General features: G+C 42.8%; 15 protein-coding genes. 12 read left to right on the top strand and 3 right to left on the bottom strand.

Annotated elements, in window-relative coordinates; all coding sequences use genetic code 11:
* Nucleotides 1–386 precede the first annotated feature (386 nt).
* Nucleotides 387–2,906 (top strand): DUF6383 domain-containing protein, encoded by a 2,520-nt coding sequence (locus IEY67_RS24450; RefSeq protein WP_122376403.1) that lies wholly within the window; start codon nucleotides 387–389, stop codon nucleotides 2,904–2,906.
* 79 nt (nucleotides 2,907–2,985) lie between these two features.
* Here IEY67_RS24450 and IEY67_RS24445 read toward each other — a convergent pair whose 3' ends face one another.
* Nucleotides 2,986–3,822 carry a hypothetical protein gene (locus IEY67_RS24445; protein ID WP_122355638.1) on the bottom strand — a complete coding sequence of 279 codons (837 nt, stop codon included), beginning with the start codon at nucleotides 3,820–3,822 and terminating at the stop codon, nucleotides 2,986–2,988.
* A 79-nt stretch (nucleotides 3,823–3,901) separates the two neighbouring features.
* On the opposite strand from IEY67_RS24445, the gene IEY67_RS24440 reads away from it, so the two are divergent.
* Entirely contained in the window at nucleotides 3,902–5,335 is a 1,434-nt protein-coding gene (locus IEY67_RS24440; RefSeq protein WP_122376404.1) for a CCA tRNA nucleotidyltransferase, read from the top strand.
* Between the two features lie 110 nt (nucleotides 5,336–5,445).
* Here the strand turns inward: IEY67_RS24440 and IEY67_RS24435 are convergent, their stop codons facing one another.
* A complete protein-coding gene (locus IEY67_RS24435) occupies nucleotides 5,446–5,781 on the bottom strand; it encodes a helix-turn-helix domain-containing protein (protein ID WP_122376405.1) in 336 nt (111 codons plus the stop codon).
* A 558-nt stretch (nucleotides 5,782–6,339) separates the two neighbouring features.
* Here IEY67_RS24435 and IEY67_RS24430 point away from each other — a divergent pair.
* The 9 genes from IEY67_RS24430 (at nucleotide 6,340) to IEY67_RS24390 (ending at nucleotide 21,343) form a co-directional block, all read left to right on the top strand.
* A complete protein-coding gene (locus IEY67_RS24430) occupies nucleotides 6,340–9,387 on the top strand; it encodes a SusC/RagA family TonB-linked outer membrane protein (protein WP_183669065.1) in 3,048 nt (1,015 codons plus the stop codon).
* A gap of 12 nt (nucleotides 9,388–9,399) precedes the next feature.
* A complete protein-coding gene (locus IEY67_RS24425) occupies nucleotides 9,400–11,334 on the top strand; it encodes a RagB/SusD family nutrient uptake outer membrane protein (RefSeq protein WP_183669067.1) in 1,935 nt (644 codons plus the stop codon).
* A 220-nt stretch (nucleotides 11,335–11,554) separates the two neighbouring features.
* Nucleotides 11,555–12,721: a Gfo/Idh/MocA family protein gene (locus IEY67_RS24420; protein WP_183669069.1), complete on the top strand. Its 1,167-nt coding sequence runs from the start codon at nucleotides 11,555–11,557 to the stop codon at nucleotides 12,719–12,721.
* A gap of 31 nt (nucleotides 12,722–12,752) precedes the next feature.
* Complete coding sequence (lacZ, locus tag IEY67_RS24415; protein WP_183669071.1) at nucleotides 12,753–15,851, top strand: beta-galactosidase, LacZ type; 3,099 nt, start codon at nucleotides 12,753–12,755, stop codon at nucleotides 15,849–15,851.
* Nucleotides 15,852–16,070: 219 nt separating this feature from the next.
* Nucleotides 16,071–17,657, top strand: a complete 1,587-nt coding sequence (locus IEY67_RS24410; RefSeq protein WP_183669079.1) for an SUMF1/EgtB/PvdO family nonheme iron enzyme — start codon at nucleotides 16,071–16,073, stop codon at nucleotides 17,655–17,657.
* Between the two features lie 44 nt (nucleotides 17,658–17,701).
* Entirely contained in the window at nucleotides 17,702–19,090 is a 1,389-nt protein-coding gene (locus tag IEY67_RS24405) for a Gfo/Idh/MocA family oxidoreductase (RefSeq protein WP_122355624.1), read from the top strand.
* A 3-nt stretch (nucleotides 19,091–19,093) separates the two neighbouring features.
* Nucleotides 19,094–20,035 (top strand): sugar phosphate isomerase/epimerase family protein, encoded by a 942-nt coding sequence (locus tag IEY67_RS24400; protein WP_183669082.1) that lies wholly within the window; start codon nucleotides 19,094–19,096, stop codon nucleotides 20,033–20,035.
* Between the two features lie 24 nt (nucleotides 20,036–20,059).
* Entirely contained in the window at nucleotides 20,060–20,749 is a 690-nt protein-coding gene (locus IEY67_RS24395) for a helix-turn-helix transcriptional regulator (RefSeq protein ID WP_183669128.1), read from the top strand.
* Nucleotides 20,750–20,758: 9 nt separating this feature from the next.
* Nucleotides 20,759–21,343, top strand: coding sequence for a helix-turn-helix transcriptional regulator (locus tag IEY67_RS24390; protein ID WP_183669084.1), 585 nt, complete (start codon nucleotides 20,759–20,761; stop codon nucleotides 21,341–21,343).
* A 275-nt stretch (nucleotides 21,344–21,618) separates the two neighbouring features.
* On the opposite strand, the gene IEY67_RS24385 is transcribed toward IEY67_RS24390, so the two are convergent.
* A complete protein-coding gene (locus IEY67_RS24385) occupies nucleotides 21,619–22,479 on the bottom strand; it encodes an AAA family ATPase (protein WP_183669086.1) in 861 nt (286 codons plus the stop codon).
* 192 nt (nucleotides 22,480–22,671) lie between these two features.
* Between IEY67_RS24385 and IEY67_RS25295 the strand changes: the two genes are divergently transcribed.
* Complete coding sequence (locus tag IEY67_RS25295) at nucleotides 22,672–23,049, top strand: hypothetical protein (protein WP_229801196.1); 378 nt, start codon at nucleotides 22,672–22,674, stop codon at nucleotides 23,047–23,049.
* Nucleotides 23,050–23,097: the final 48 nt, after the last annotated feature.

Raw genomic sequence — 23,097 nt, 5'->3', positions numbered from 1 at the left:
CAACCGATCGGTTCACAAATATCAACCGTATGGTTGATAATTATCGGCCGTATGGCTGACAATTATCAGCCGCTGAAAAGTATGGGATGAAAATGAAAAGAGTATGGGTGGAAAGGTACACAATATCAGGCAGTTTTGTCACTGAAAACGGTAGTTTTTTTGCTTGTTTCCGGCTTCCTTGAAAAAAGTTTTTTTATTTATGTATAATGTTTGTATAAAGAAGGCTTTAATAATGACTGGAATAGGTTGACATAAAAAGAACTGGTTTTGTACAATATAGATGATTGTAAGCATCTTTTAGTGTTTTTATAGCTGTTTGATATTTAAAATAATTTATCTTTGTAGCTAGTATTATATGGAAGTATAAACCAAGAATGAAATAATATATGAATAAAAAATCTACTTTATTGGCTGCTGCTTTGATGGCAGTAAGTTCATTCACTATAAATGCTGCAGAAGTCACAGATTTAGGGTCTACAGATAATTTCTATTATTTGAAGTCTGAAGGAGGTTATCTGTCACTGTCTGGTATCAAATCGGACTCCGTTGTGGTGAAACCGATTGATGAAACATCAATGACTAAAGCTGCTTTAGATTCTGCCTTGTGGCAAATCATGGAAAAACAAACGAGCTTAGGTGTTACTACATATTCAATTAGGAATAAAGTTACTTTACAATATCTGGCTTTTGCATCGGCAGAAAAACCTGTTCCAAATTTGGTTTCGGTAGTAGATGGAGTGGCTCATAGATGGATTTTTGATGAAAAAGATGGTTTAAAGGCTTATTATAGTGGAGATAAGTATTTGTCATTCTCTATTACTAATACAGATTTGTCTATTCTTGATTCTAAATCAGGTGAAGATTTTTCAGTAATAGCTCCTACTGAGAAGTTTGTTTTGAAAGCTGATCAATTAGGTGGTGGCTTTACAACTTTTCAATTAGAATTCGGTGCAACTTATGAGGGAGATATCTTTTCAGGTAAAGATCTGATAGCAAAAGATGTTCCTGGAAAAGCTGGCTACGTCGCTTTGCAGTCTAAAGAAGATAGAGCCTATCCGAATGGAGTTGCCAAATATTTTGGAATCGATACATTGAAAACAACCATTTCCGGAGCGAAAGATGTTTTCGGATATAGGTTTTCTTTAGATTCTACTCGTACGGTACAGAGGCCGAATGCTGCATGGCAACAATTTAAATTTACAATCGATTTGAAAAATGATTCGTTGGCTATGTTCGTTGCAGCTACTCCATTGGCTGCTGAAACCCCGTTAGATGCTGACACCGTTCAGGTTGTAGTTGCCAGTGTAGATACAAAGCAGGTTTTGACAGTATCAAAGATTGACGAGTCTGGCAAAGTATTGCAAGGAGCTGTTCCTTATGTGGCACTTTCTAAAGGTACTCATGCTGATATACCGACAGGTTCAGGTGTTTATTTCCTCCAGAGTGCAAGCAAAGGAGCCAATGGCGGTAAATATTATGTTAAGAAAAACTCTTTTATGGGTGGAGACAGTGTTCCTTCTGTGAACTTGCCGAGAGGACAATGGTATATAAAGACTGAAAATGGTAAATATTCTGTTGTCGACCGTGAATCGGATAATGCTTTTATATTGAATCAGGAAATATTTGAAGTGGCAGGAATGGAGGATACCTATTTATTTGATGGAGACTCTGTAACAGTTACTGCAGTGTCAGTCGATTTGAATGATAAATATCTTGGTTCACTGGCTTATACAGAGAAAGAATTGGCCGAGAAAGGATTTACGCTTCATATGATACCCGGAGTTCCGATAGGTCCTGCTTATCTGAATACATTTACTAACGATTCTATCTTGAAAGTAATAGATGGAAGTGGTGCCTCTAACCAGATTGTGTTCAAACTGGTACCGAATGGTACGCAAGTAGTAGCTGGCGCAAAACAGTTAGGCGATGAAATCTCTGTTATATCGTATCAGTTGCGGACATTGTTCGGAACAGATAAGATTGCAGCTCAAAGTGATAGTTTGAAATTGTCTGCGACAGGCGAGCCTCTTTCATTCCGTTTTGTTTTTAATGAGACAAGACAATGGTGTACAATGAAAGTTGTGGGTGATAGTGAGAGTCGTTACGTTGGAATGGATCTACAGAATACTGGCTGTCTTCAATTGACAAAGAATCCGGCTTATGTTACAATCTTGTCTGCCGATGCTCCTGAGTATGCAACTATGGAAGCAGGCCATAAGCGTTTTTCTACTGCTAATAATTCGTTGGTGATGAACCCGAATACATTCCTGGCTGAATTGAAGATCGAAGGTAATGAGATTACGAAATCCGGTTATACGGAAGATAATTTTAGTCTCTGGGTTGAGAAAGCAGAAAATAGTCCGTTGGGTAAACAGTTGTATTACATCTCTTGTGAGGCTATAGGAACGAAAGCTGGTGACGAAACCCGCTATTATCTGGCAGCCAGTGATACTTTGGGCGGACGTGCCGTGTTTACTTCCGATGAATCTGTTAAAACGATGGAAAATAGTCCGACTCTTTTTGCTTTAAAAATTGTGGAAGGTGGCACTTATTATCTGGAAAACCAGAGTGAGTTCAAAAAGAATGATGCTAAACCGTATGTCGGTATGGTGAATGGGTTTGCTGTGATGCAGCCTGTTCCGATGGCTGAGTTTACGATCGAGAACGCTCCCGCTCCTGTGGCTAACGAAGAGATCGAAGCACCGAATACAATTAAGGTAATCGGTAGTACCGGTGAATTCCAGATTCGTAATGCCAGAGGTAAGAAGATCACTTTATCGAATATTCTGGGTCAGACGATCGGTTCTCGTCTTGTATCATCCGATAATGAATCAGTTCAAACATCCAGAGGTGTTGTGATTGTATCGGTTGAAGGTGACAAAGCTTACAAGGTGATCGTGAAGTAAAAAGATCGAAAGATATAACCAATAAAAAACCGGTTCCTATTTTAGTGGGGACCGGTTTTTTTATGAAGTAAAATGAATTTTATTCTTCCGTATTACTATCCAGTTTGCTTTTCAAATAAGCAATTCGCTTGGTTGCTTTTTCTTTTTCTTTCTGGAGATTTTCCAGGTCGCTTAAAACCATTGCCAGTTCAAAAGTAGCGGCAATGGCTTTTTTATCTCCATCGGCAATATATAATGTATAGGGTTTACCGCCTGTGTATTCGGCTTTGACACGCTCTTTTACATTTGCAGCAATGAATTTGGCGGCATCGAGACCTTTTTCGCCTTTGTAAGTGACAACTTCTGTTGTTTTACCCAGGTCTTTGAAACGATAATTCACGCCGCCGTCATATGGGATAGAAGCCGTTTCTGCGAACTGTCCGTCCTGTGTACTGACCTTTATTCCTGTATGGTTGATCGGGGCACCGCCGTAAAAGACGCTGGCAAGGTAGATCTCTCCTTTTTCGTTAACCCCGCTACGGATATAGCAACGCTGTACGTTTCGTTCTACCGTTTGCTGTTTCCATATATAATTACCGATCTCTTCGTAGACACTGTCTTTTTCAAAAACGAATCCTTTTTTCAAACCTTCGGCCTCTTCTGTCTTAATAGGAATAAGGCTGTCGCAGAAGGCGATATTTCTTTCCGCTTCTTTTACTTCAACGAGCCTCATAAGGGAAAGACCTTCTTTCAAAACTTTGAATTCTTTCGGATAGAGTGTGCGGATACTGTCTATTTCACTCTTTGCGGCGAAGAGTTCATTTCGTTCATACATGCTTTTTGCATTGTTCAACCGGGCCTGGGCTTCTTTCTCTGCATTGTTGCAGGCTGCCAGTGTTACAGCGGCAAGTGCGATACATATTGCTGACTTCTTCATGTTGTTTATCTTATTCGTTCTGTGTGCAAAGATATATTTTTTATCTTTGCAGTCTCAATGAGTGAGATAAATAAAGCGAATGTATATAGATCAGGAAGATATTTTAAATCATATATCGGCAAAGCCGTTCCGCATAATTTCAGAGGCTGCAGACGAATTGGGTGTTGAAGCTTACGTGATTGGCGGTTACGTCAGGGATATTTTTTTATACCGTCCGTCAAAAGATATTGATGTCGTTGCGGTAGGCAGCGGGATAGAATTAGCAAAAGCAGTAGCCAATAAGTTGGGTAAAAAGACGCACTTGTCCGTTTTCAAGAACTTCGGAACGGCACAGGTGAAATCTGGTGACCTGGAGATTGAATTCGTGGGTGCCCGGAAAGAGTCGTACAGCCATGACAGCCGGAAACCAATCGTGGAAGACGGTACGCTTGAAGACGATCAGAACCGGCGCGATTTTACCATCAATGCCCTGGCTCTGTGTCTGAATAAAGACCGTTATGGAGAACTGGTAGATCCTTTCGGTGGTTTGGAAGATATGGATAACTTGATTATCCGTACACCGCTCGACCCTGATATAACGTTCAGCGATGACCCCTTGCGTATGATGCGTGCTGTCCGTTTTGCTTCACAACTGGGCTTCTTTATCCATCCCGATACGTTTGAGGCGATCGAACGTAACAAGGAGCGGATCTCTATTATATCTAAGGAACGGATCGTTGATGAGTTGAACAAAATCGTGCTTTCCCCGAAGCCTTCCATCGGTTTTGAATTATTGGATAAAAGCGGTTTACTGCAACTTATTTTCCCGGAACTTTGTGCGTTGAAAGGTGCGGAGACAAAAGAAGGTATCGGGCATAAGGATAACTTTGCCCATACGTTAATGGTTCTGGATCGTCTGAGCAAGACAACGGATAATTTGTGGCTCCGCTGGAGTGCTATTTTCCATGACATCGGCAAACCTGCCACCAAACGTTTCGATCCTCGTTTGGGTTGGACATTCCACAACCACAACTTCATCGGTGAACGTATGTTACCGGGGATTTTCCGTCGTATGAAGTTGCCGATGAACGAAAAGATGAAATATGTGCAGAAGATGGTTACATTGCACATGCGTCCGATCGCTTTGGCCGATGACGAGGTGACTGATTCTGCAATCCGCCGTTTGCTTTTCGATGCCGGTGACGATATCGATGATCTGATGAAACTTTGTGAAGCGGATATTACCAGTAAAAATCCGGATAAAGTCCGTCGCTTCCTGAATAACTTCCGTCTGGTCCGTGAAAAGCTGGCGGATATAGAAGAAAAAGACCGGGTCCGTAATTTTCAGCCTCCTGTTTCCGGAGAAGAAATCATGGAAACTTTTGCCCTTCCTCCTTCACAGCCTGTAGGAGTGATCAAAGAAGCCATAAAGAATGCTATCCTGGATGGTGTCATTCCCAATGAATACGAGGCTGCCAAACAATTCATGCTGGAACGGGCGGCAAAGATGGGGTTGAAGCCGGTTGGGAAATAATTTCCGACGTTTTTTACCTTAGTATAAACAGTTATAGAACATAATATAAATAATAGGATCCGGTTTATTGTCCAATAAGCCGGATCTGATCTTTCCAACAGATAAAAATATCACTTTCCTTTTAGCAATTCTGCTGCTTCATCTCCGAAAACGATTTTTAGCACCTGTTCTTTTTTATCGTTGTCCAGTTTGATTTGCAATATTGTTTCTGTTGATATATTACTTTCCTTGCTCAGAACATATTTATCCGGATATGCAATAATATCTATTACTGATTCTTGTAGAGCATTTGCAATTTGTAATAATGTGTTGTATTTTAGTTCCCGCTCTCCCGACATGATAAGGCTTAATCCTGCTTGTTTTAAGCCAATCTGACTAGCTAGATATTCTTGCGAATATCCTTTGTTCCTGCGAATTGCATCTATGTTTCTCAATATATCGTTCATGCAAGCAATTTAGTGTTTGTGGTTTGAATAAATAAATGATATTTGTAATAAAAAATTGCACTTATATTTGCTAATATAACAAAATGTAATATCTTTGCTGCTGTGATTTTCTTAATTCTCTTAATAGACCCTATGTTCCCATTTTGAAACATTTTGCTATTAAGTCTAATAGTTAACCTAATTTGTCTGAAGATAATGTTGATGTATAGAAAGTTATGCTTAGTAGGCAAACGAGGTGTCCGGTATGTGTATGAAGGGGACCGTTTCCCTTAGTAATACGGTTGCCAAGGCATATGCCAGTTGCTTCTCTGTAATAAAGATTGCACTTTGTTAAGTAATGGAGAAGATAAAGTTTAAGTTTATATAATTCACTAGTATTCATTTTAATATTGCTTGCCTATGATTATGAATTTTTAATTCCAATGTTTTCTATTCGGATATGTAGTCATATCCATTGTGTTTTTTAACCTTATATTCATTTAATAACAGAAGGAAATGAAAGAATCTTTTTTAGACATACATTTAAAAGGATGTCGTGTTAAAAGTAAATTATTCAGAATGTTAACCTTATTGCTTTTAACTTTTTGTACGACAAATGTATTTGCACAGCAGAAAAATGTCAGGGGAACGGTTGTTGATGCTTCAGGGGATCCTCTTATTGGTGTAAATGTTTCAGTAAAGGGAATGACAATCGGTATAATTACCGATATGGAGGGTAAATATCAATTGGAAGTACCGGCCAATGCCATACTTGTCTTTTCTTATATAGGCTACCAGACGCAGGAGACTGTGGTGGGTTCTCAATCATCGATCAATGTAACATTAAAAGAAGACACTCAGAAACTGGACGAGGTTATAGTAGTCGGTTATGGAGTACAGAAAAAGGTAACGGTAACAGGTGCTGTTGCCAGTGTATCGGGAGAGGAGCTGAAAGCGTCTCCGACGAGTAACTTGACCAGTGCTATGGTCGGTCGTATGCCGGGTGTTATTGGTTTTCAAACTGCTGACGAACCGGGTGGCGGTAGTACGACAATTCGTATACGTGGTACTAACTCCTTGGGAAGTAATGATCCGTTGATTGTAATTGATGGTATACCTGATCGTGATGGTGGTATGAATCGTTTGAATCCGACTGAAATTGAATCTATTTCAGTATTAAAAGATGCTGCTGCCGCTATTTATGGTGCCCGTGCTGCCAATGGTGTAGTTTTGATTACTACCAAACGCGGTAAAGAAGGCAAACCGGTTGTTTCGTTCAATGCAAGTGGTGGATTCTCTAAGCCGACCCGCATACCGGAAATGACAAACTCGTATGAGTACGCAACAATGTTAAACGAAGTACTTCCGGGTTCTTTCTCAGATGAACAAATCGAGGGTTTCCGTACACATGCTGATCCATGGAAATATCCGGATACGGATTGGTTTGATGAAATTATAAAACCAGTTTCTCCTATCTATCGCGCTGATATCGGTATATCCGGCGGTACGGATAAAGTAAAATATTATGCTAATTTCGGTGCGAACGGGGAAGATGGTTTGTATAGAAATTCAGCCAACCGCTATGACCAGTATAGCTTGCGTACAAATTTAGATGTCAAGACCAGTCAATACGTAGATTTTCAGCTTGGAGTAGCTGCCCGTTTGGAAGATACCAAATATCCGGCTAAACAATCTGGCGATATTTTTGGTAATGCACGTCGTACCCGTCCGGATCAACCGGCATGGTGGCCAACAGGTGAACCGGGGCCGGCTATCGAACGTGGTGACAACCCGGCTGTGACGAGTACAGACCTTGCAGGTTTCGACCACTACAAAGACCAGTATATCCAGAACAACTTTTCCGTAAATGTAAAAGTGCCCTGGATCGAAGGTTTGATGTTGCGTGGTAACGCTTCTTATGATATCCATTTCCAGAATCGTAGAAAAATGGAAAAACCGGTTTATTTGTATTCCTGGGATGGAGTAAACGAAAGCAGTGAAGGCTTGAGCTCTTCCAAGCAATGGATAGATTCTCCGACATTGGAACGCAAACATACCGAACAACTCGGCTGGATGCTCAACGGTTTGATCGACTACAACCGTACATTCGGGAAACATACGCTCGGTGTTACATTCGGTATGGAAGGTCAGAAAAAACAATATGAAGAAACCTTCGCTTATCGTCAAGGGTTCATCTCTGATAGTAAACCTGAACTGAATTTAGGTGGTGAAGAAGGTCAGAAAGCAACTGGTTACTCCTGGAAAGAGACTCGTCTGAACTATTTCGGCCGTGTGTCTTATAACTATCTGGAACGTTATTTATTCGAATTCGTTTGGCGTGTCGATGGTTCCTACCGCTTTCCGAAAGATCAACGCTACGGTTTCTTCCCTGGTGTATCTGCAGCCTGGCGTGTGTCTGAGGAATCATGGTGGAAAGAAAATGTTCGTTTCATCGACTATTTTAAGTTGCGCGGTTCCGTGTCTCAGACTGGTAATGATGCCCTCGTAGATTCAGATAACAAATACGACCATTCCATCCAATATCTGACAACATATGCATTCAACAACAATGGTATAGCATTTGGTGGAGTTGAAAATAAACGATTGTATCCAAGCCGTACTCCGAACCCGAATATCACATGGGAAGTTGGTACGACCTATAACGTAGGTTTAGATCTCAAATTCTTACAGAACCGATTAAGTTGGGAGACAGATGTATTCTACCACAAACGTACGAATATGTTGATCTCACGTAATGCGTCTCTGCCGGAAATTACCGGTATCACCTTACCTCGTGAGAACCTGGGGGAAATGAAAAATCGAGGTTTTGAATCTTTGGTAAGTTGGCAAGACAAAATCGGCCAGGTAGAATATGGAGCCTCTTTGAATATGACATACGCAAGAAACCAGATAACCTTCTGGGATGAAGTGCAAAATGTTCCTGGATACCAGTTATCAACAGGTAAAGCAGTGGGTAGCCGCGACTTGTTGTTTTATGTAGCAGACGGTATTTTCCATACCCAGGCAGAAATCGATGAGGCGCGGGCAAAAGGTCTGTTGTATTCAGATAACACGGTGCCGGGCGATATTCGTTTTAAGGATATGAACGGTGATGGTAAAATCGATGGTTTGGATCGCGTCCGTCCGGAGAAGAACCAGGAGCCGCGCTTCGTTGCCGGTTTGACACTTACTGCCAGGTGGAAAGGCTGGGATATCATGTTATTATTCCAGGGTGCAACAGGGGCTCAGGTATACATCGAAACATGGTCCGGTCTGGTTGGTAATTTCCTGAAGAGTGACTTCGATAAACGGTGGACACCGGAAAATCCGTATTCGGAAGGGCCACGTGCATGGGACCGTGAGAATCAGTACTGGATTAACAATGATAACACCTATTTCTTGCGAAATGCCGATTACCTGCGTTTGAAGAATGCCGAGCTCGGATATACTTTTAATTTCGGAGGATTGAAGAAGGCAGGTATTTCCAATTTACGCCTCTATGCAAACGGTAGTAACCTGTTTACCATTGATGGTGTAAAAGATGCCGACCCGGAACAGCGCAGTAAAGACTTAGGAGATTATCCTCTGAGACAAATCATCAATTTTGGAGTTCAAGCAACATTCTAAAACGTAATTATTATGAAAACAAGACTAAAATATATTTGTCTTTCAGCTGTCGCAGGACTAACATTTTCATTCAGCTCCTGTTCCGACTTTATGGATCTGACACCGGAAGACCAGTATGACGAAGCAACCGTCTGGGCAGATGCCGATTTGACAAAATCAGTTGTTACCGATGTTTATTCGTATGTATGTGACATCGCACAAGAAGTAAATCCTGAAGCATGGACAGATGACGGGTTCTTTACACACGTATATGGATGTCGTGATATAAACGAAGCAACCGTCTCTCCTAGCAACTTGGCCGCTTACGATCGTGACGACTGTCCGTTTAGATGGAGCAAACAGTTTAAAGCGATCTACCGTGCCAATCTGGTATTGGAAAATATAGACAACGTTCCTCAGAAAACAGGGGTAGACTTGAATGTCCTGAAAGGTGAAACTTATTTTCTTCGGGCGTATATCTATACGGAACTGCTCCGTGGCTTTGGTGGCGTGCCTATCGTAGACCATGTGTACAGCATCGAAGAGGCTTCAGAAATGGAACTGCCACGTTCCAATGTGGCTGATGTTATGGATTTTATATTAAAAGACATTGAACAAGCTGTTAGCTTATTGCCGGAACAACAGACCGGTGCAAACTTAGGCCGTGCAACGAGGGGAGCCGCTAAAGCGTTGAAGGCTCGTTTATTGCTGCATATTGCCAGTCCGTTGTTTGCAGACCGTTCTGTCAACACTTTGGCATGTAATCAATACACAGGCGACCGGCAAGCTTTATATCAAAAGGCACTGGATGCAGCTAAAGAGGTAATTAACGATGGTAATTATTCACTTATCGACTGTAATGCAGGTACAATCAAGGATATTGCAGAAAAATTCCATAATATCATTATCACGAATAATGACGAAACAATCTGGTCCAAACAGTATGTAAACAAAGATAAGGATGCCGACAACTGGGTTCGTAACCGCGTAGCCTTACTGCATGGTCCGAATGGATACCACAACTGGGCAGGTACTGCTCCGACTCACGATTTGGTCATGGCATTTGAGACGGAAGACGGAAAGATCCCGAACACCTTGCTGAAAGCCGGCGAAGAAACAACTGTGAATCCGTATACAAACCGCGAACCACGTTTCTATGCAACAATCGGCTATGACGGAGCAGAATGGGGACGTCCCAGAGCCTCTGATGGAGCTGTGTTCGATGCAACTCCATTGGGTAACCTGCAGTTCGGATATTATGAATTGAGTAGCGGTGGTGCTGAAGTCAATGCCATACAATCAGTGGATGATGAAAATAATGCTATCAAAAAGCAACAATTCAACGGTATGGTTGGTGTAGATTCCCGTATGTCTAATATCGAAAACTGGAACGGAACGTACACAGGTTATCTGGAAAAGAAATTAATCGATGGTACGGTTTCTGCGACCGAGCATAATTTCCAGATCTGTCCGATGCCATATATTCGTTTGGCCGAAATGTACCTGATTGCAGCCGAAGCTTGTATTGAACTGAATAAGTTGGATGAAGCGGCTATTTATTTGGATGCCCTCCGTGGTCGTATCGGACGTCCGGATACAAGAGCTACTTTGGCTGTTCGGGGACAGGCTTTCAATCAGAATAATCTACGTGAGTTTTTGCGCCATGAACGTCGTGTAGAATTAACTTACGAGCATTCTCGTTATTATGATGTACGTCGTTGGATGATAGCTCCGGAGACAAGCAGTAAAAAGTTGACGGGTATCACTATTGTAGGTCGTTTGAAACCGGGTAAGACTGCTACGTTACCATATGTACATGATGAAGACGTTTATAATTATACCTGGACCGTCCTCAATCTGAACTACATAGAGAAACGTAAATGGGATAACAAGATGTATTTTGCTCCTATCAAACTGGAGGAGACATTACGTAATCCGGCATTGGAGCAGAATCCGGGTTTCAAATAGAAACATAAAGATATATAAATATTATTATGGCACGTTGATCGCGCAGGTTACTCTGTGGTATCAGCGTGCCATGTATACAATTGAATAGGTAAAGGAAGCGAAGTAATAGCTGTTTATAGATCAATATCAAATATTAATATTACGAAATTTATTGTACATATTACAGCATTTTGTAACTTTGGGCAATCTCTCAATTCGTAATTCGTAAAATAGTATTATCATGAAAAACAGAAAGCTAAGAATGGGCATGGTAGGTGGTGGAAGCGATGCTTTTATTGGAGCTATCCATCGTCGTGCGGCCTTTATGGACAATCAGATTGAATTAGTTTGCGGATGTTTCAGCGTAGACCCTGAAATTTCCAAGAGTTCCGGACTCTCTTATTTCCTTCCGGAAGATCGTATTTACAGTACTTATCAGGAAATGTTCGAACATGAAATGACTTTGCCGGAAGGTGAACGGATGGATTTTGTGACCATCGTGACACCTAACCGCTGGCATTTCGAACCTGCTATGATGGCTCTTCAAAGAGGGTTCCATGTCGTAGTGGATAAACCGATGACATTCTCGCTGGAGGAAGCTAAACAACTTCAGAAAAAAGTGGAAGAAACAGGACTGATCCTGGCACTTACACATGTATATTCTGCTTACCCGGCTGTGAAAGAGGCCAAAACCCGTATTGCCAGAGGCGATCTGGGTACGCTTCGCCGTGTTTATGTGGAATATCTGCAGGGCTGGCTTTCCGACCGCATCGAATTGCAGGGAGGAAATAATGCGGGATGGCGTACAGACCCGAAACGTTCAGGAAAAGCGGGTTGTATCGGTGATATCGGTACGCATGCCTGGCATTTGAGCGAATATATAACCGGCCTGAAAGTACAGGAGGTTTGTGCCGACCTGAATGCGTTCGTACCCGGACGTCCGATCGATGACGATGGCGCCGCTTTCCTGCGTTATGAGAACGGGGTTGTTGGAACGCTTACCGCATCGCAGATCGCTGCCGGGGAAGAAAATAACATCCGTATCCGTATTTACGGCGATAAAGGCGGTCTGGAATGGCAGCAGCAGGAACCGAACACTTTATACGCCAAATGGTCGAATAAGCCGACTGAGGTGATCCGTATGGGAAACAACGGTTTTATCGGCGATACGGCTAAAATGAATACACGTACGCCGGGTGGTCACCCGGAAGGTTTCATCGAAGCTTTTGCTAATATCTACCGGAATTTTGCCCATACCGTGATGAGTATCAAGAAGGGAGAAACTCCATGCGAAGAATGTCTGGATTTCCCGACTGTTTATGACGGTGTGAGAGGTATGCAATTCATTGAAACAATGGTGGAAGCCGGATACAATGAAAATGTGAAATGGCAGAAATGGGTGGATTGATTACCGCCACAGTAGTAAATCAAAGATAGAAATGAAATTAAAAATGTTAGTTTGCTGTTGTTCCCTCGTTGGAATAACAGCATTCGCTCAGAAAAATGAGTGGAGAGATCCGAACGTGAATGCGGTGAACCGTGCTCCGATGCATACTAACTATTTTGCGTTCGAAACAGAGGATGCAGCGTTAAAGGGATGTAAGGAATCGTCAGGTAATTTTATGACTTTGAACGGAACCTGGAAATTTAACTGGGTGAAAGATGCCGATGCCCGTCCGACAGATTTTTATCAGGTCGGTTTCAATGATAAAGGCTGGGCGAATATGCCGGTTCCGGGGATATGGGAACTGAATGGTTTCGGTGATCCGTTGTATGTAAATATAGGATATGCCTGGCGGAACCAGTTCAAGAACAACCCGCCTGAAATTCCCGTAGAAAATAATCATGTCGGTTCTTACCGTAAGGAAATCGTAGTTCCGGCAGACTGGAAAGGAAAAGAAATATTCGCTCATTTCGGCTCGGTGACTTCCAATATGTATCTTTGGGTGAATGGCCAGTATGTCGGTTACAGCGAAGACAGTAAGCTGGAAGCTGAGTTTGACCTGACGAAATATCTGAAACCGGGTAAGAACCTGATCGCATTCCAGACTTTCCGCTGGTGTGACGGTACTTATCTGGAAGACCAGGACTTCCTGCGTTTATGCGGTGTAGGGCGCGATTGCTATCTGTATGCCCGTAATCCGAAGCATATCCAGGATATCCGTGTAACTCCGGATCTGGATGCCCAGTATAAGGATGCTACGTTAAATGTAAGTGTAAACCTGAAAGGTAGCGGCGTTGTAGATGTGAAACTGCTGGATAAACAGGGCAATTCTGTGGCTACTGCATCTTTGAAGGGGGCTGGTAAGGTATCGACTGATATCGCAGTCGCCAATCCGCTGAAGTGGACCGCAGAAACTCCGAACCTGTATACGCTGGTTGCCACATTGAAAGACGGTAATAAAGAGTTGGAAGTAATTCCGGTGAAAGTCGGCTTCCGTAAGATCGAACTGAAGAACAGCCAGATCCTGGTGAATGGCCAGCCGGTATTGTTCAAAGGAGCGGACCGCCATGAGATGGACCCCGACGGAGGTTATGTCGTATCCCGCGAGCGTATGCTGCAGGATATCAAAGTAATGAAAGAGTTTAACATCAATGCAGTCCGTACCTGCCATTATCCGGATGCAAACTTATGGTATGACCTGTGCGATGAATATGGTATCTATGTCGTTGCCGAAGCCAACGTAGAGTCTCACGGTATGGGATATGGCGAAGAAACATTGGCTAAGAATCCGGCGTATGCAAAAGCTCATATGGAACGCAACCAGCGCAATGTACAACGTGGTTTCAACCATCCGTCCATTATTTTCTGGTCGCTGGGTAATGAGGCTGGTTTCGGGCCGAACTTTGAAGCATGCTATACCTGGATCAAGAATGAAGACAAGAGCCGTGCCGTTCAGTACGAACAGGCAGGTAAGAATGAGTTTACCGATATCTACTGTCCGATGTATCTGGATTATAAGAGAAGCGATGAGTATTGCAATAGCAATGTAGATAAACCGCTTATCCAGTGTGAATACGCACATGCAATGGGTAACTCGCAGGGTGGATTCAAAGAATATTGGGATCTTGTCCGTAAGTATCCGAAGTATCAGGGTGGTTTTATCTGGGACTTTGTCGATCAGTCTTTGCGTACAAAGAATAAAGAAGGCGTTGAATTTTATGGTTATGGGGGTGACTTTAACCGTTATGACGCTACCGATAATAACTTCCTGGATAACGGTTTGATCAGTCCGGATCGTAAGCCGAATCCGCATATGCATGAAGTAGGCCATATTTACCAGTCGATCTGGGTTACTCCTTCGGACCTGGCGAATGGCGTTGTGAATGTTTATAATGAAAACTTCTTCCGTGATCTGGATGGCTACTATGCTGAATGGGAACTGCTGGCTGACGGCGAAGTTGTACAGACCGGTATGATCAAAGATCTGGAAGTAGCTCCGCAGCAAACAAAATCCGTTAAACTGAATTACAGTACGGAGGGAATCTGTAAATGTAAAGAATTGCTGCTGAATGTCGCATTCAAACTGAAAAAGGCGGAAACGATGTTGCCTGCCGGATATACAGTCGCAAAGAATCAGCTGGTGGTTCGTCCGTACAAAGCGCCGGAACTGAAACTGGCTAATGTGGAGAAAGTGAACATTGCCACTGTAACTCCGACGATCAGGGAAAACGATTATAATTATCTGATCGTTTCCGGCGAAAACTTCCTGATCGAATTTAGCAAACACGACGGATTCCTTTGCAAATACGATGTGAAGGGGTTGGCTTTGATCGATGAAGGCGGTAAACTGACACCGAATTTCTGGCGTGCTCCGACCGATAACGACATGGGAGCCGGTTTGCAGAATAAATATGCGGCCTGGAAAGAACCGGGGCTGAAACTGACTTCATTAACGAATAAGATCGAAAACGGTCAGGCGGTAGTCAATGCGGAATATACGATGGATGCCGTATCGGCAAAATTATCCGTTTCCTATACTATAAATAATGAAGGTGCAGTGAAAGTATCCCAGAAGATGGTTGCCGATAAGTCGGCTAAAGTATCCGATATGTTCCGTTTCGGTATGCAAATGCAGATGCCGGAAGAAATGTCGCTGATCAAATATTATGGACGTGGTCCGTGGGAAAACTATTCTGACCGTAACAATGTGACCGATCTGGGTAAATTCTGCCAGACAGTTGATGAACAGTTTTATTCTTATATCCGTCCGCAGGAAACTGGTACGAAAACAGATATCCGTTGGTGGAAACAGACGAATAAAGGTGGTAATGGTTTGATGTTCGTTGCCGAGGCTCCGTTCTCTGCTTCTGCATTGAATTATTCGATCGAATCGCTGGACGATGGTGTACAGAAAGATCAGAGACACTCCGAACTTGTTCCGAAAGTCGATTATACCAATCTTTGTATCGATAAGGTACAGATGGGACTAGGTTGTGTGAACAGTTGGGGGGCACTTCCGTTGGAGAAATATCGTTTGCCTTATGGTGATTATGAATTTACTTTCATTATGACACCTATCCAATCGAATCTCTGATATAATTATAACAGCTGGAAGGGTTGATACGGATGTCGACTCTTCCAGCTTTTCGATTTTATTTCATATTCCTGAAAATAATTAAAAAAAGCATAATCCGTTTACGTATTACGTTAAATCGCCTCGTATGCTTTCTTTATATTAAGGAAAATACTACTTTTATTGCCGATTTTTAAATCTAATCTTAGACTAAGTGTAAAATTGAATACCATAAAACAGATGGCTACTAACAAAAATTCTAATCGATATTCATCAGACCAGAAGAAGAAGAGTTTTTTTAAAGGAAAGACCTTTATGCTTCTTGCAGGAGTGGTTTTTGGTGCCGGGGTAATGATCCTGGCTTATAATACTTCTGTCTATTTTTCCTCCGACGAATCCTGTATGATGTGTCATGTGCATCCGCATGTGGAAAATAGCTGGAAGTTATCAAAGCATGTCAATAACAGAAGCGGTGTGAAAGTACATTGCGTGGACTGTCACCTTCCGCCTAAAAACGATACCTGGAACCATTATACGGCAAAAGCTAAGTTGGGTTTGAAAGATGTTTGGTCTTATATGACCAAAGACAGTGCCGATTTTGACTGGGACGTAAAGTCGGAACTGGATCATGCCGTTAAGTATATCCCGAACGAATCATGTAAAGAGTGTCACCAGAATTTGTTCCCGGAAGGAATAACAAACGATGGGATTACCGCGCACCTTTATTATGATGAGAATGAAAAGAAACTGGACTTACAATGTATCAGCTGTCACCTGGATGCAGGACACTATAATCCGAATTACAACCATTCGAAGCTGACTGGTATTCCCGGACTGGCTGCCGGCTCTTCGGTTGTCGATACCAGTTTGTATTTTAAAGCACCTGCGCAGGTAACAAGTTTCGCCGACTATGTAGAACAGATACCCGGAACTCCGGTGTCTTTCAAAATGGTTGCCGTTCCCGGCGGTTCATTCAAAATGGGTAGTACAAGCAAGGAACCGTTCCATCAGCCGGATGAAGCTCCTGTCCGTAATGTGACAGTCAGTCCGTTCTTTATGGCAGAAGTGGAAGTGACCTGGGATCAATACTGGTCATTCTATGGAAGTACGATGAGTGAAGGACGTACTCCTCCCGAAACTGTATATGCAAACAACAGCAATCCCGATGTAGATGCCATATCCGGTCCGACACCTCCGTTCGGATTCCCCGACCAGGGTTGGGGTGGCGGTGACCGTCCGGCTATCACGATGACACATTATGCGGCAGAAACATTCTGTCAGTGGTTATCGAAGAAGACAGGTAAGAAATATCGTTTGCCGACTGAAGCCGAATGGGAATATGCAGCCCGTGGCGGTACGGAAACTCCTTACTTCTTTAGCGGCAGCCCGAAAGATTTCTCTGATCAGGGATTCTGGCGTAAGTTCTTTGATGCAAAAACCGACAGCATCAGCTCGTTCGTTATTTACAGCAAGAACAGTAAGAATAAGACACAAGAACCGGAAATGGTGAAAGCCAATCCGTTCGGTTTAAAAAATATGTTGGGTAATGTCATGGAATACTGTGCAGACAAGTATGATCCTGAAGCTTACAGCAAGGGTGGCGAATCTGTTACAGATCCGTTGGTAACCGATGGAACAGAATGGGTAGTACGTGGAGGTAACTATACTTCCGATGCTGCAGATCTGCGCTCGGCAGCCCGTGATTATACAAAACATGAAGCGTGGTTAAAGACCGACCCGCAGCAGCCAAAAAGTATCTGGTGGTACTCTGACATACGTGGTATTGGTTTCCGCGTAGTTTGCGAGCCGGATTCATCAATCAAGTAGACTAGTGTAAAAATAATATCAATTCTTTAAAATTTTGCTATATCATGAAAAAGGAAAACAGTATCAGTAGAAGATCATTTTTAAAGAGCTCAGCGATGGCCGGTGCCCTGGGGGCAATCGGTACAGGTAGCGCAGCAAGTGTGGTTTTAACCTCATGTGGCGGAGGAGAAAAAGCAGATGCTTTGAAACCGCTGAAAGAACCGGGTACTTATTATATTCCTGAATTGCCCGACCTGGCAACAGACGGAAAAGAACTGAAAGCCGGTGTTATCGGTTGTGGCGGACGCGGTTCCGGTGCAGCTTTCAACTTCCTGAATGCAGCGAATGGTCTAACGATCATAGCATTGGGCGATACTTTTCAGGAAAGAGTAGATGATTTGGCAGGCAAGCTGAAAAAAGAAAAGAATATCGATATACCGGCCGATAAGCGTTTTGTAGGTCTGGATGCTTATAAACAGGTAATAGATAGTGGGGTAGATGTTGTGATTATTGCAACTCCTCCCGTATTCCGTCCGGTACATTTCCAGTATGCAACAGAAAAAGGAAAGCATTCGTTCCTGGAAAAACCGATCTGTGTAGATCCGGCAGGTTATCGTACGATTATGGCTACAGCTAAACAGGCAGAAGCTAAGAATCTTCGCGTAATCACAGGTACACAACGTCATCACCAGCGTTCTTATGTAGAATCTTACAAAAAGATCATGGAAGGTATGATCGGTGAGATCACTGGCGGTACGGTTTACTGGAACCAGAGTATGTTATGGTTCCGCGAACGTCAGAAAGAATGGAACGATTGCGAATATATGATCAAAGACTGGGTGAACTGGAAATGGTTATCCGGCGACCATATTGTTGAGCAGCATGTACATAATATCGACGTATTTACCTGGTTTAGCGGTCTGAAACCTGTTAAGGCTGTCGGTTTCGGTTCTCGCCAGCGCCGTATTACCGGTGACCAGTATGATAATTTCAGTATCGACTTCACTATGGAGAACGGTATCCATATGCATAGTATGTGTCGTCAGATTGACGGTTGCGTGAGCAATGTAAGCGAATTTGTCCAGGGTACGAAAGGCTCATGGGACAGCTCTACTATGGAGATTAAAGACCTTGCAGGCAATGTGATCTGGAAATACGATTACGAAGCAGAGAAAGCAAACTTCAAGCAGACTGACCCGTATACACTGGAACATGTAAACTGGATTAACAGCATCCGTGGCAACAAACCGCTTCAGCAGGCATCTGAAACAGCTGTTTCAAATATGGCTGCTATTATGGGACGTGAATCGGCTTACTCCGGTGCAGAAACAACATGGGATTCCATGACTGCATCTCCATTGGATTATACTCCGAAAGACCTGAATCTGGGTAAGATGGATATGAGCACATTTACTGTTCCGGTTCCGGGTAAACCTCTCGATCAAAAGAAATAAGTTATGACTCTGAATAGAAGAAACTTTTTAAGAACAACTTTGTCCGGTGCTGCGGTAGCGGCCGTTAGCACCGGTGCGTTGGCTTCCTGTGCCGGTAAGGCTGCTTCGGACGAGAAATGTCCGGAGACAAAGTCTTGCTGTAACACGAAGGCTAAACTGAACATCTCTTTCCAGGAAGGCATTGCGCCGGGTGAAAACCTGAACCAGAAGCTGGACTATATGGAGAAGCTGGGTGTTGTCGGTTTCGAGCCGGGCGGACGTGGTTTGAAAGACCGTGTAAGCGAGATCAAGCAAGCTCTGAGTGGTCGTGATATCAAAGTCAGTGCCATTTGTGCCGGTTTCGACGGTTTTATTCTTTCTACCGATCCGGCTATCCGCAAGCAATGTATGGATACGATGAAGGAAATCATCACGGCTGCCGGCGAACTGGGGTCGACTGGTGTTATTATCGTTCCTGCTTTCAACGGCCAGGTTCCTGCGCTTCCTCATAACCAGGAAACCCGCGACTTCCTGTGCGAACAGTTCACGGAGATGGGTAACCATGCTGCACAGAACGGAACGACAGTAATTTTTGAACCTCTGAACCGCAAAGAATGTTTCTATATGCGCCAGGTGGCCGATGCTGCTTCCGTATGCCGGGATATCAATAATCCGGGTGTGCGTTGCATGGGTGACTTCTGGCACATGACCTGGGAAGAAACTTCCGATATGGGAGCGTTCATTTCAGGTGGCGACTATCTGCAACACGTGCATGTGGCAAGCCGCAAACGTCGTAGCATGCCGGGTGAAGACGGTGACGCAGATAACTATGTAGACGGCTTCAAAGGATTGAAGATGCTGGGTTATGACAAATACGTAAGTTTCGAATGCGGATGCCAGGGCGATCGTAATATCGTTGTTCCTGCCGCAGTGGAACTCTTGCGCAAACAATGGGAAGAAGCATAAATTATGCCTTTAGTATATCCTAATATGCAAATGAGTGAGGTGGTGGAAGAACATCCCTCACTCATTCCTGTAATCAACCGGTTCGGTATCCGCCTCGGATTGGGGGATAAATCGGTGAAAACGATCTGTGACGAGTATCAGCTGGATACGGATTTCCTGCTGACGGTGATCAACACCTTTCTGAATGAGGAATATTTCCCGGAGAGGAAGTTGCAGACATTCCATACTTCACAGATTATCGATTACCTGACCAAGACCAACCAGTATTATTTACGTTATCAACTGCCGAACATAGAGCGGCATCTTACTTCTTTTATCTCTATGAGTACCCCGGGAAATAATACGTTGAACCTGATCGGCAAGTTCTTCTCTTCTTTCAAAGAAGAACTGACAGCGCGTATCGAGAAAGACGACAAGGTATGGTTCCCGTATTGCCAGGCATTAAGTGAAAAGATCAACGGTTGCCAGGCTTCCGACGAGACCGGAGTGCTCCAGCTTAGTGGTGAACAGCGGTTGGAGGATCCTATCGAAGCACTGCTTTCCGACTTGAAAGGCATCATGGTCAAACATCTTTCGGGCGATTATAATGAGAATTTATGTTATGCCGTGATCTTCGGTATCAGCAGCCTTGAAAAAGACATCAAACAGCATAACCGTATCCGTTACCGTATTCTGACTCCGATGGTTTCAGCCATGGAGAAATTATGTAAATAGTCCGTATTGATGCATAAAACCAGGCAAATAGCGATCATTTTATCCGATACTTTACAGAGCATTGGCCTTCAGAGCTTGTTAACCGACTATTTCCCTCCGGTGGAAGTGTGTTGGTTCCCAACGTTCGAAGCCTTTAATGCTGCCGGTTGCAACGATACGTTCGATTACTATTTTACCTCTCCCGAAACCCAGGTTATGAATGGCGACTTTTTCCTGCCCCGCCGTAGTAAAACAATCGTGTTGATCGATGGTGCAGAAGGTGACGGAGGTATATCCACTACAAACCATATTACAGTAAAAGCCTCCCAGGAGATCATCATCGAGCAGTTGCAGCTCTTATTAGCCAACGACAATTCCGGCAATCTATCCGGCGATACGAACAAAGACCTCTCCACCCGCGAAACCGACGTTCTCCAATTGATCGTAAAAGGTATCACCAACAAGGAGATAGCGGACAAACTAAGCATCAGCCTCAACACAGTCCTTACCCACCGTAAGAACATCACTGCTAAATTAGGTATCAAAACCGTTTCCGGTTTAACGTTCTACGCCATCATGAACGGGATTATTTCGGGAGATGATATAGAGTTATAAGTTTCGGTAATAATTATCAAAATCTTCGCAATGTAGATAATAGGTAGTCATTTCGGAAATGCCTTGTATCTTTTTTTTCATTAATTGAGTGGAAACCACATCCCATTGGGAAGTCGTATTTGCCAGTACATTCAGACTCATCAACCCGCACAGCGCGCTTGCCGAACATGGATGATGAAGTCGGCAAATACATGTTTCGGTTGATAATTTTTGAGATAAGATTAAATCATATAATTCTTTGGATGTCATACTAGTGTTCGGTTTAAGTTGTCAAGTTATTCCAGATTCATAATCTCATTCAATGGTTCCGCTAGCTTGGTAAATACTCTGTTCAGATCGTTTGTTACTTCATTAATATCTGCCAGACCATCTTCCGTTTCTTCTGCCAGATAATAATTAACGTATTTGTCAATCTGTTCTTTTCGGGAGAAATAACGTATACCTTGTATGAAGTAAGGACTATGTGAACTAACCACAACGGGAATACCTGCTTTTGCCAGGTTGACAAGCAAATGAGCAAATTCAACTTGCCATTTGGGATGTAGATGGTTTTCCGGTTCATCCCAGATCAACATTTTATTTTCATTGATCATATCAGCTTCTAACAATAACTGGATCATCCCGAAACTTTTTATACCGGAAGCAACATTTATTGGAGAGAAAGATCGATTTTTTTTCTTCCAGACAAGGCTACGGCTATTACTATCATATGCAAAAGAACCACCGGTGATAGATTTTATATTAAAGATATCATTCCTCTGACCTTTTGTTCTAAGGTATTTACTACTATAATCCAACTTTGTTGCGATATCTTTAATATGGGTTGCAACCATAGGAGAAAACATTAAAGAAGGAGTAAGCCGCTCTTTTTCAACTTCCCGATAGGTTGTTGTTCTTAATAAGGCATCTAATAAATGTATATATAGAGGAGATTCCACATATGTTATATCATCTAATACAGACTCAGAGTTCATTTCATAAATAATATCTGTAACCTCATTTGCTGAGAGTTTTATATTTACAAAACTTTTGTCTGAATCATATTTGATGGATGAATAGTCTGTTTTGACAGAACAGATATTATTTAGAAATTCAGATTCAATATACGATTGAAATTCAGCTAATTCAACTTTCATGGATCGTATGTATTTACTGCAAACTTACAAAATATTCTTATCCCTCCACTACCTTCCACTCTTCTATATTCCGTGTTTCAAAAAGAATCTTTACATTTGCGCACTACCCGCTATTGGGTGGTAATATCCAAAATCCTAATAATTACCGTGGTTCACGAAAGAAGCAGATGATTGTGAAACAGATTTTGAACGTTGGTTATATTTATTAAAGCATATGGATACATTAGACAGAATGCCTTTCAAGGCACAAAAAGCCGTATTCGACAAACTCTGGCGGTTGCTGACGTGGCTAACCTGAGCAAAGAAGAACGTATCCAGTACGACGAAGCACTGAAACGTTACCGAGACTATAAGAATACGATCGACTATGCCGAAGAGAGAGGAATAAAGAAAGGCTTTGAACAAGGTATAGAGAAAGGTTTGAAACAGGGTATGAAGCAAGGCAAAGAGCAGGGTATGAAACAAGGACTGAAACAAGGTCATAACGAAGGTCTCCGTCAAACCGCCCTCAACATGAAAACAATGCAACTCCCTCTGGAGGTCATCATGCAAGCCGGGGGCGTAAAATAAACTGTGTCATGCGCTGTTTTTCTTTCAAGCTCATCGGTCGGGGATCGG

Origin of the sequence: Parabacteroides faecis (genome assembly GCF_014647375.1) — a bacterium.
GTDB lineage: Bacteria > Bacteroidota > Bacteroidia > Bacteroidales > Tannerellaceae > Parabacteroides > Parabacteroides faecis.
The sequence above is the reverse complement of the archived record's forward strand: the minus strand, read 5'-3'. Positions and strand labels throughout refer to the sequence as shown.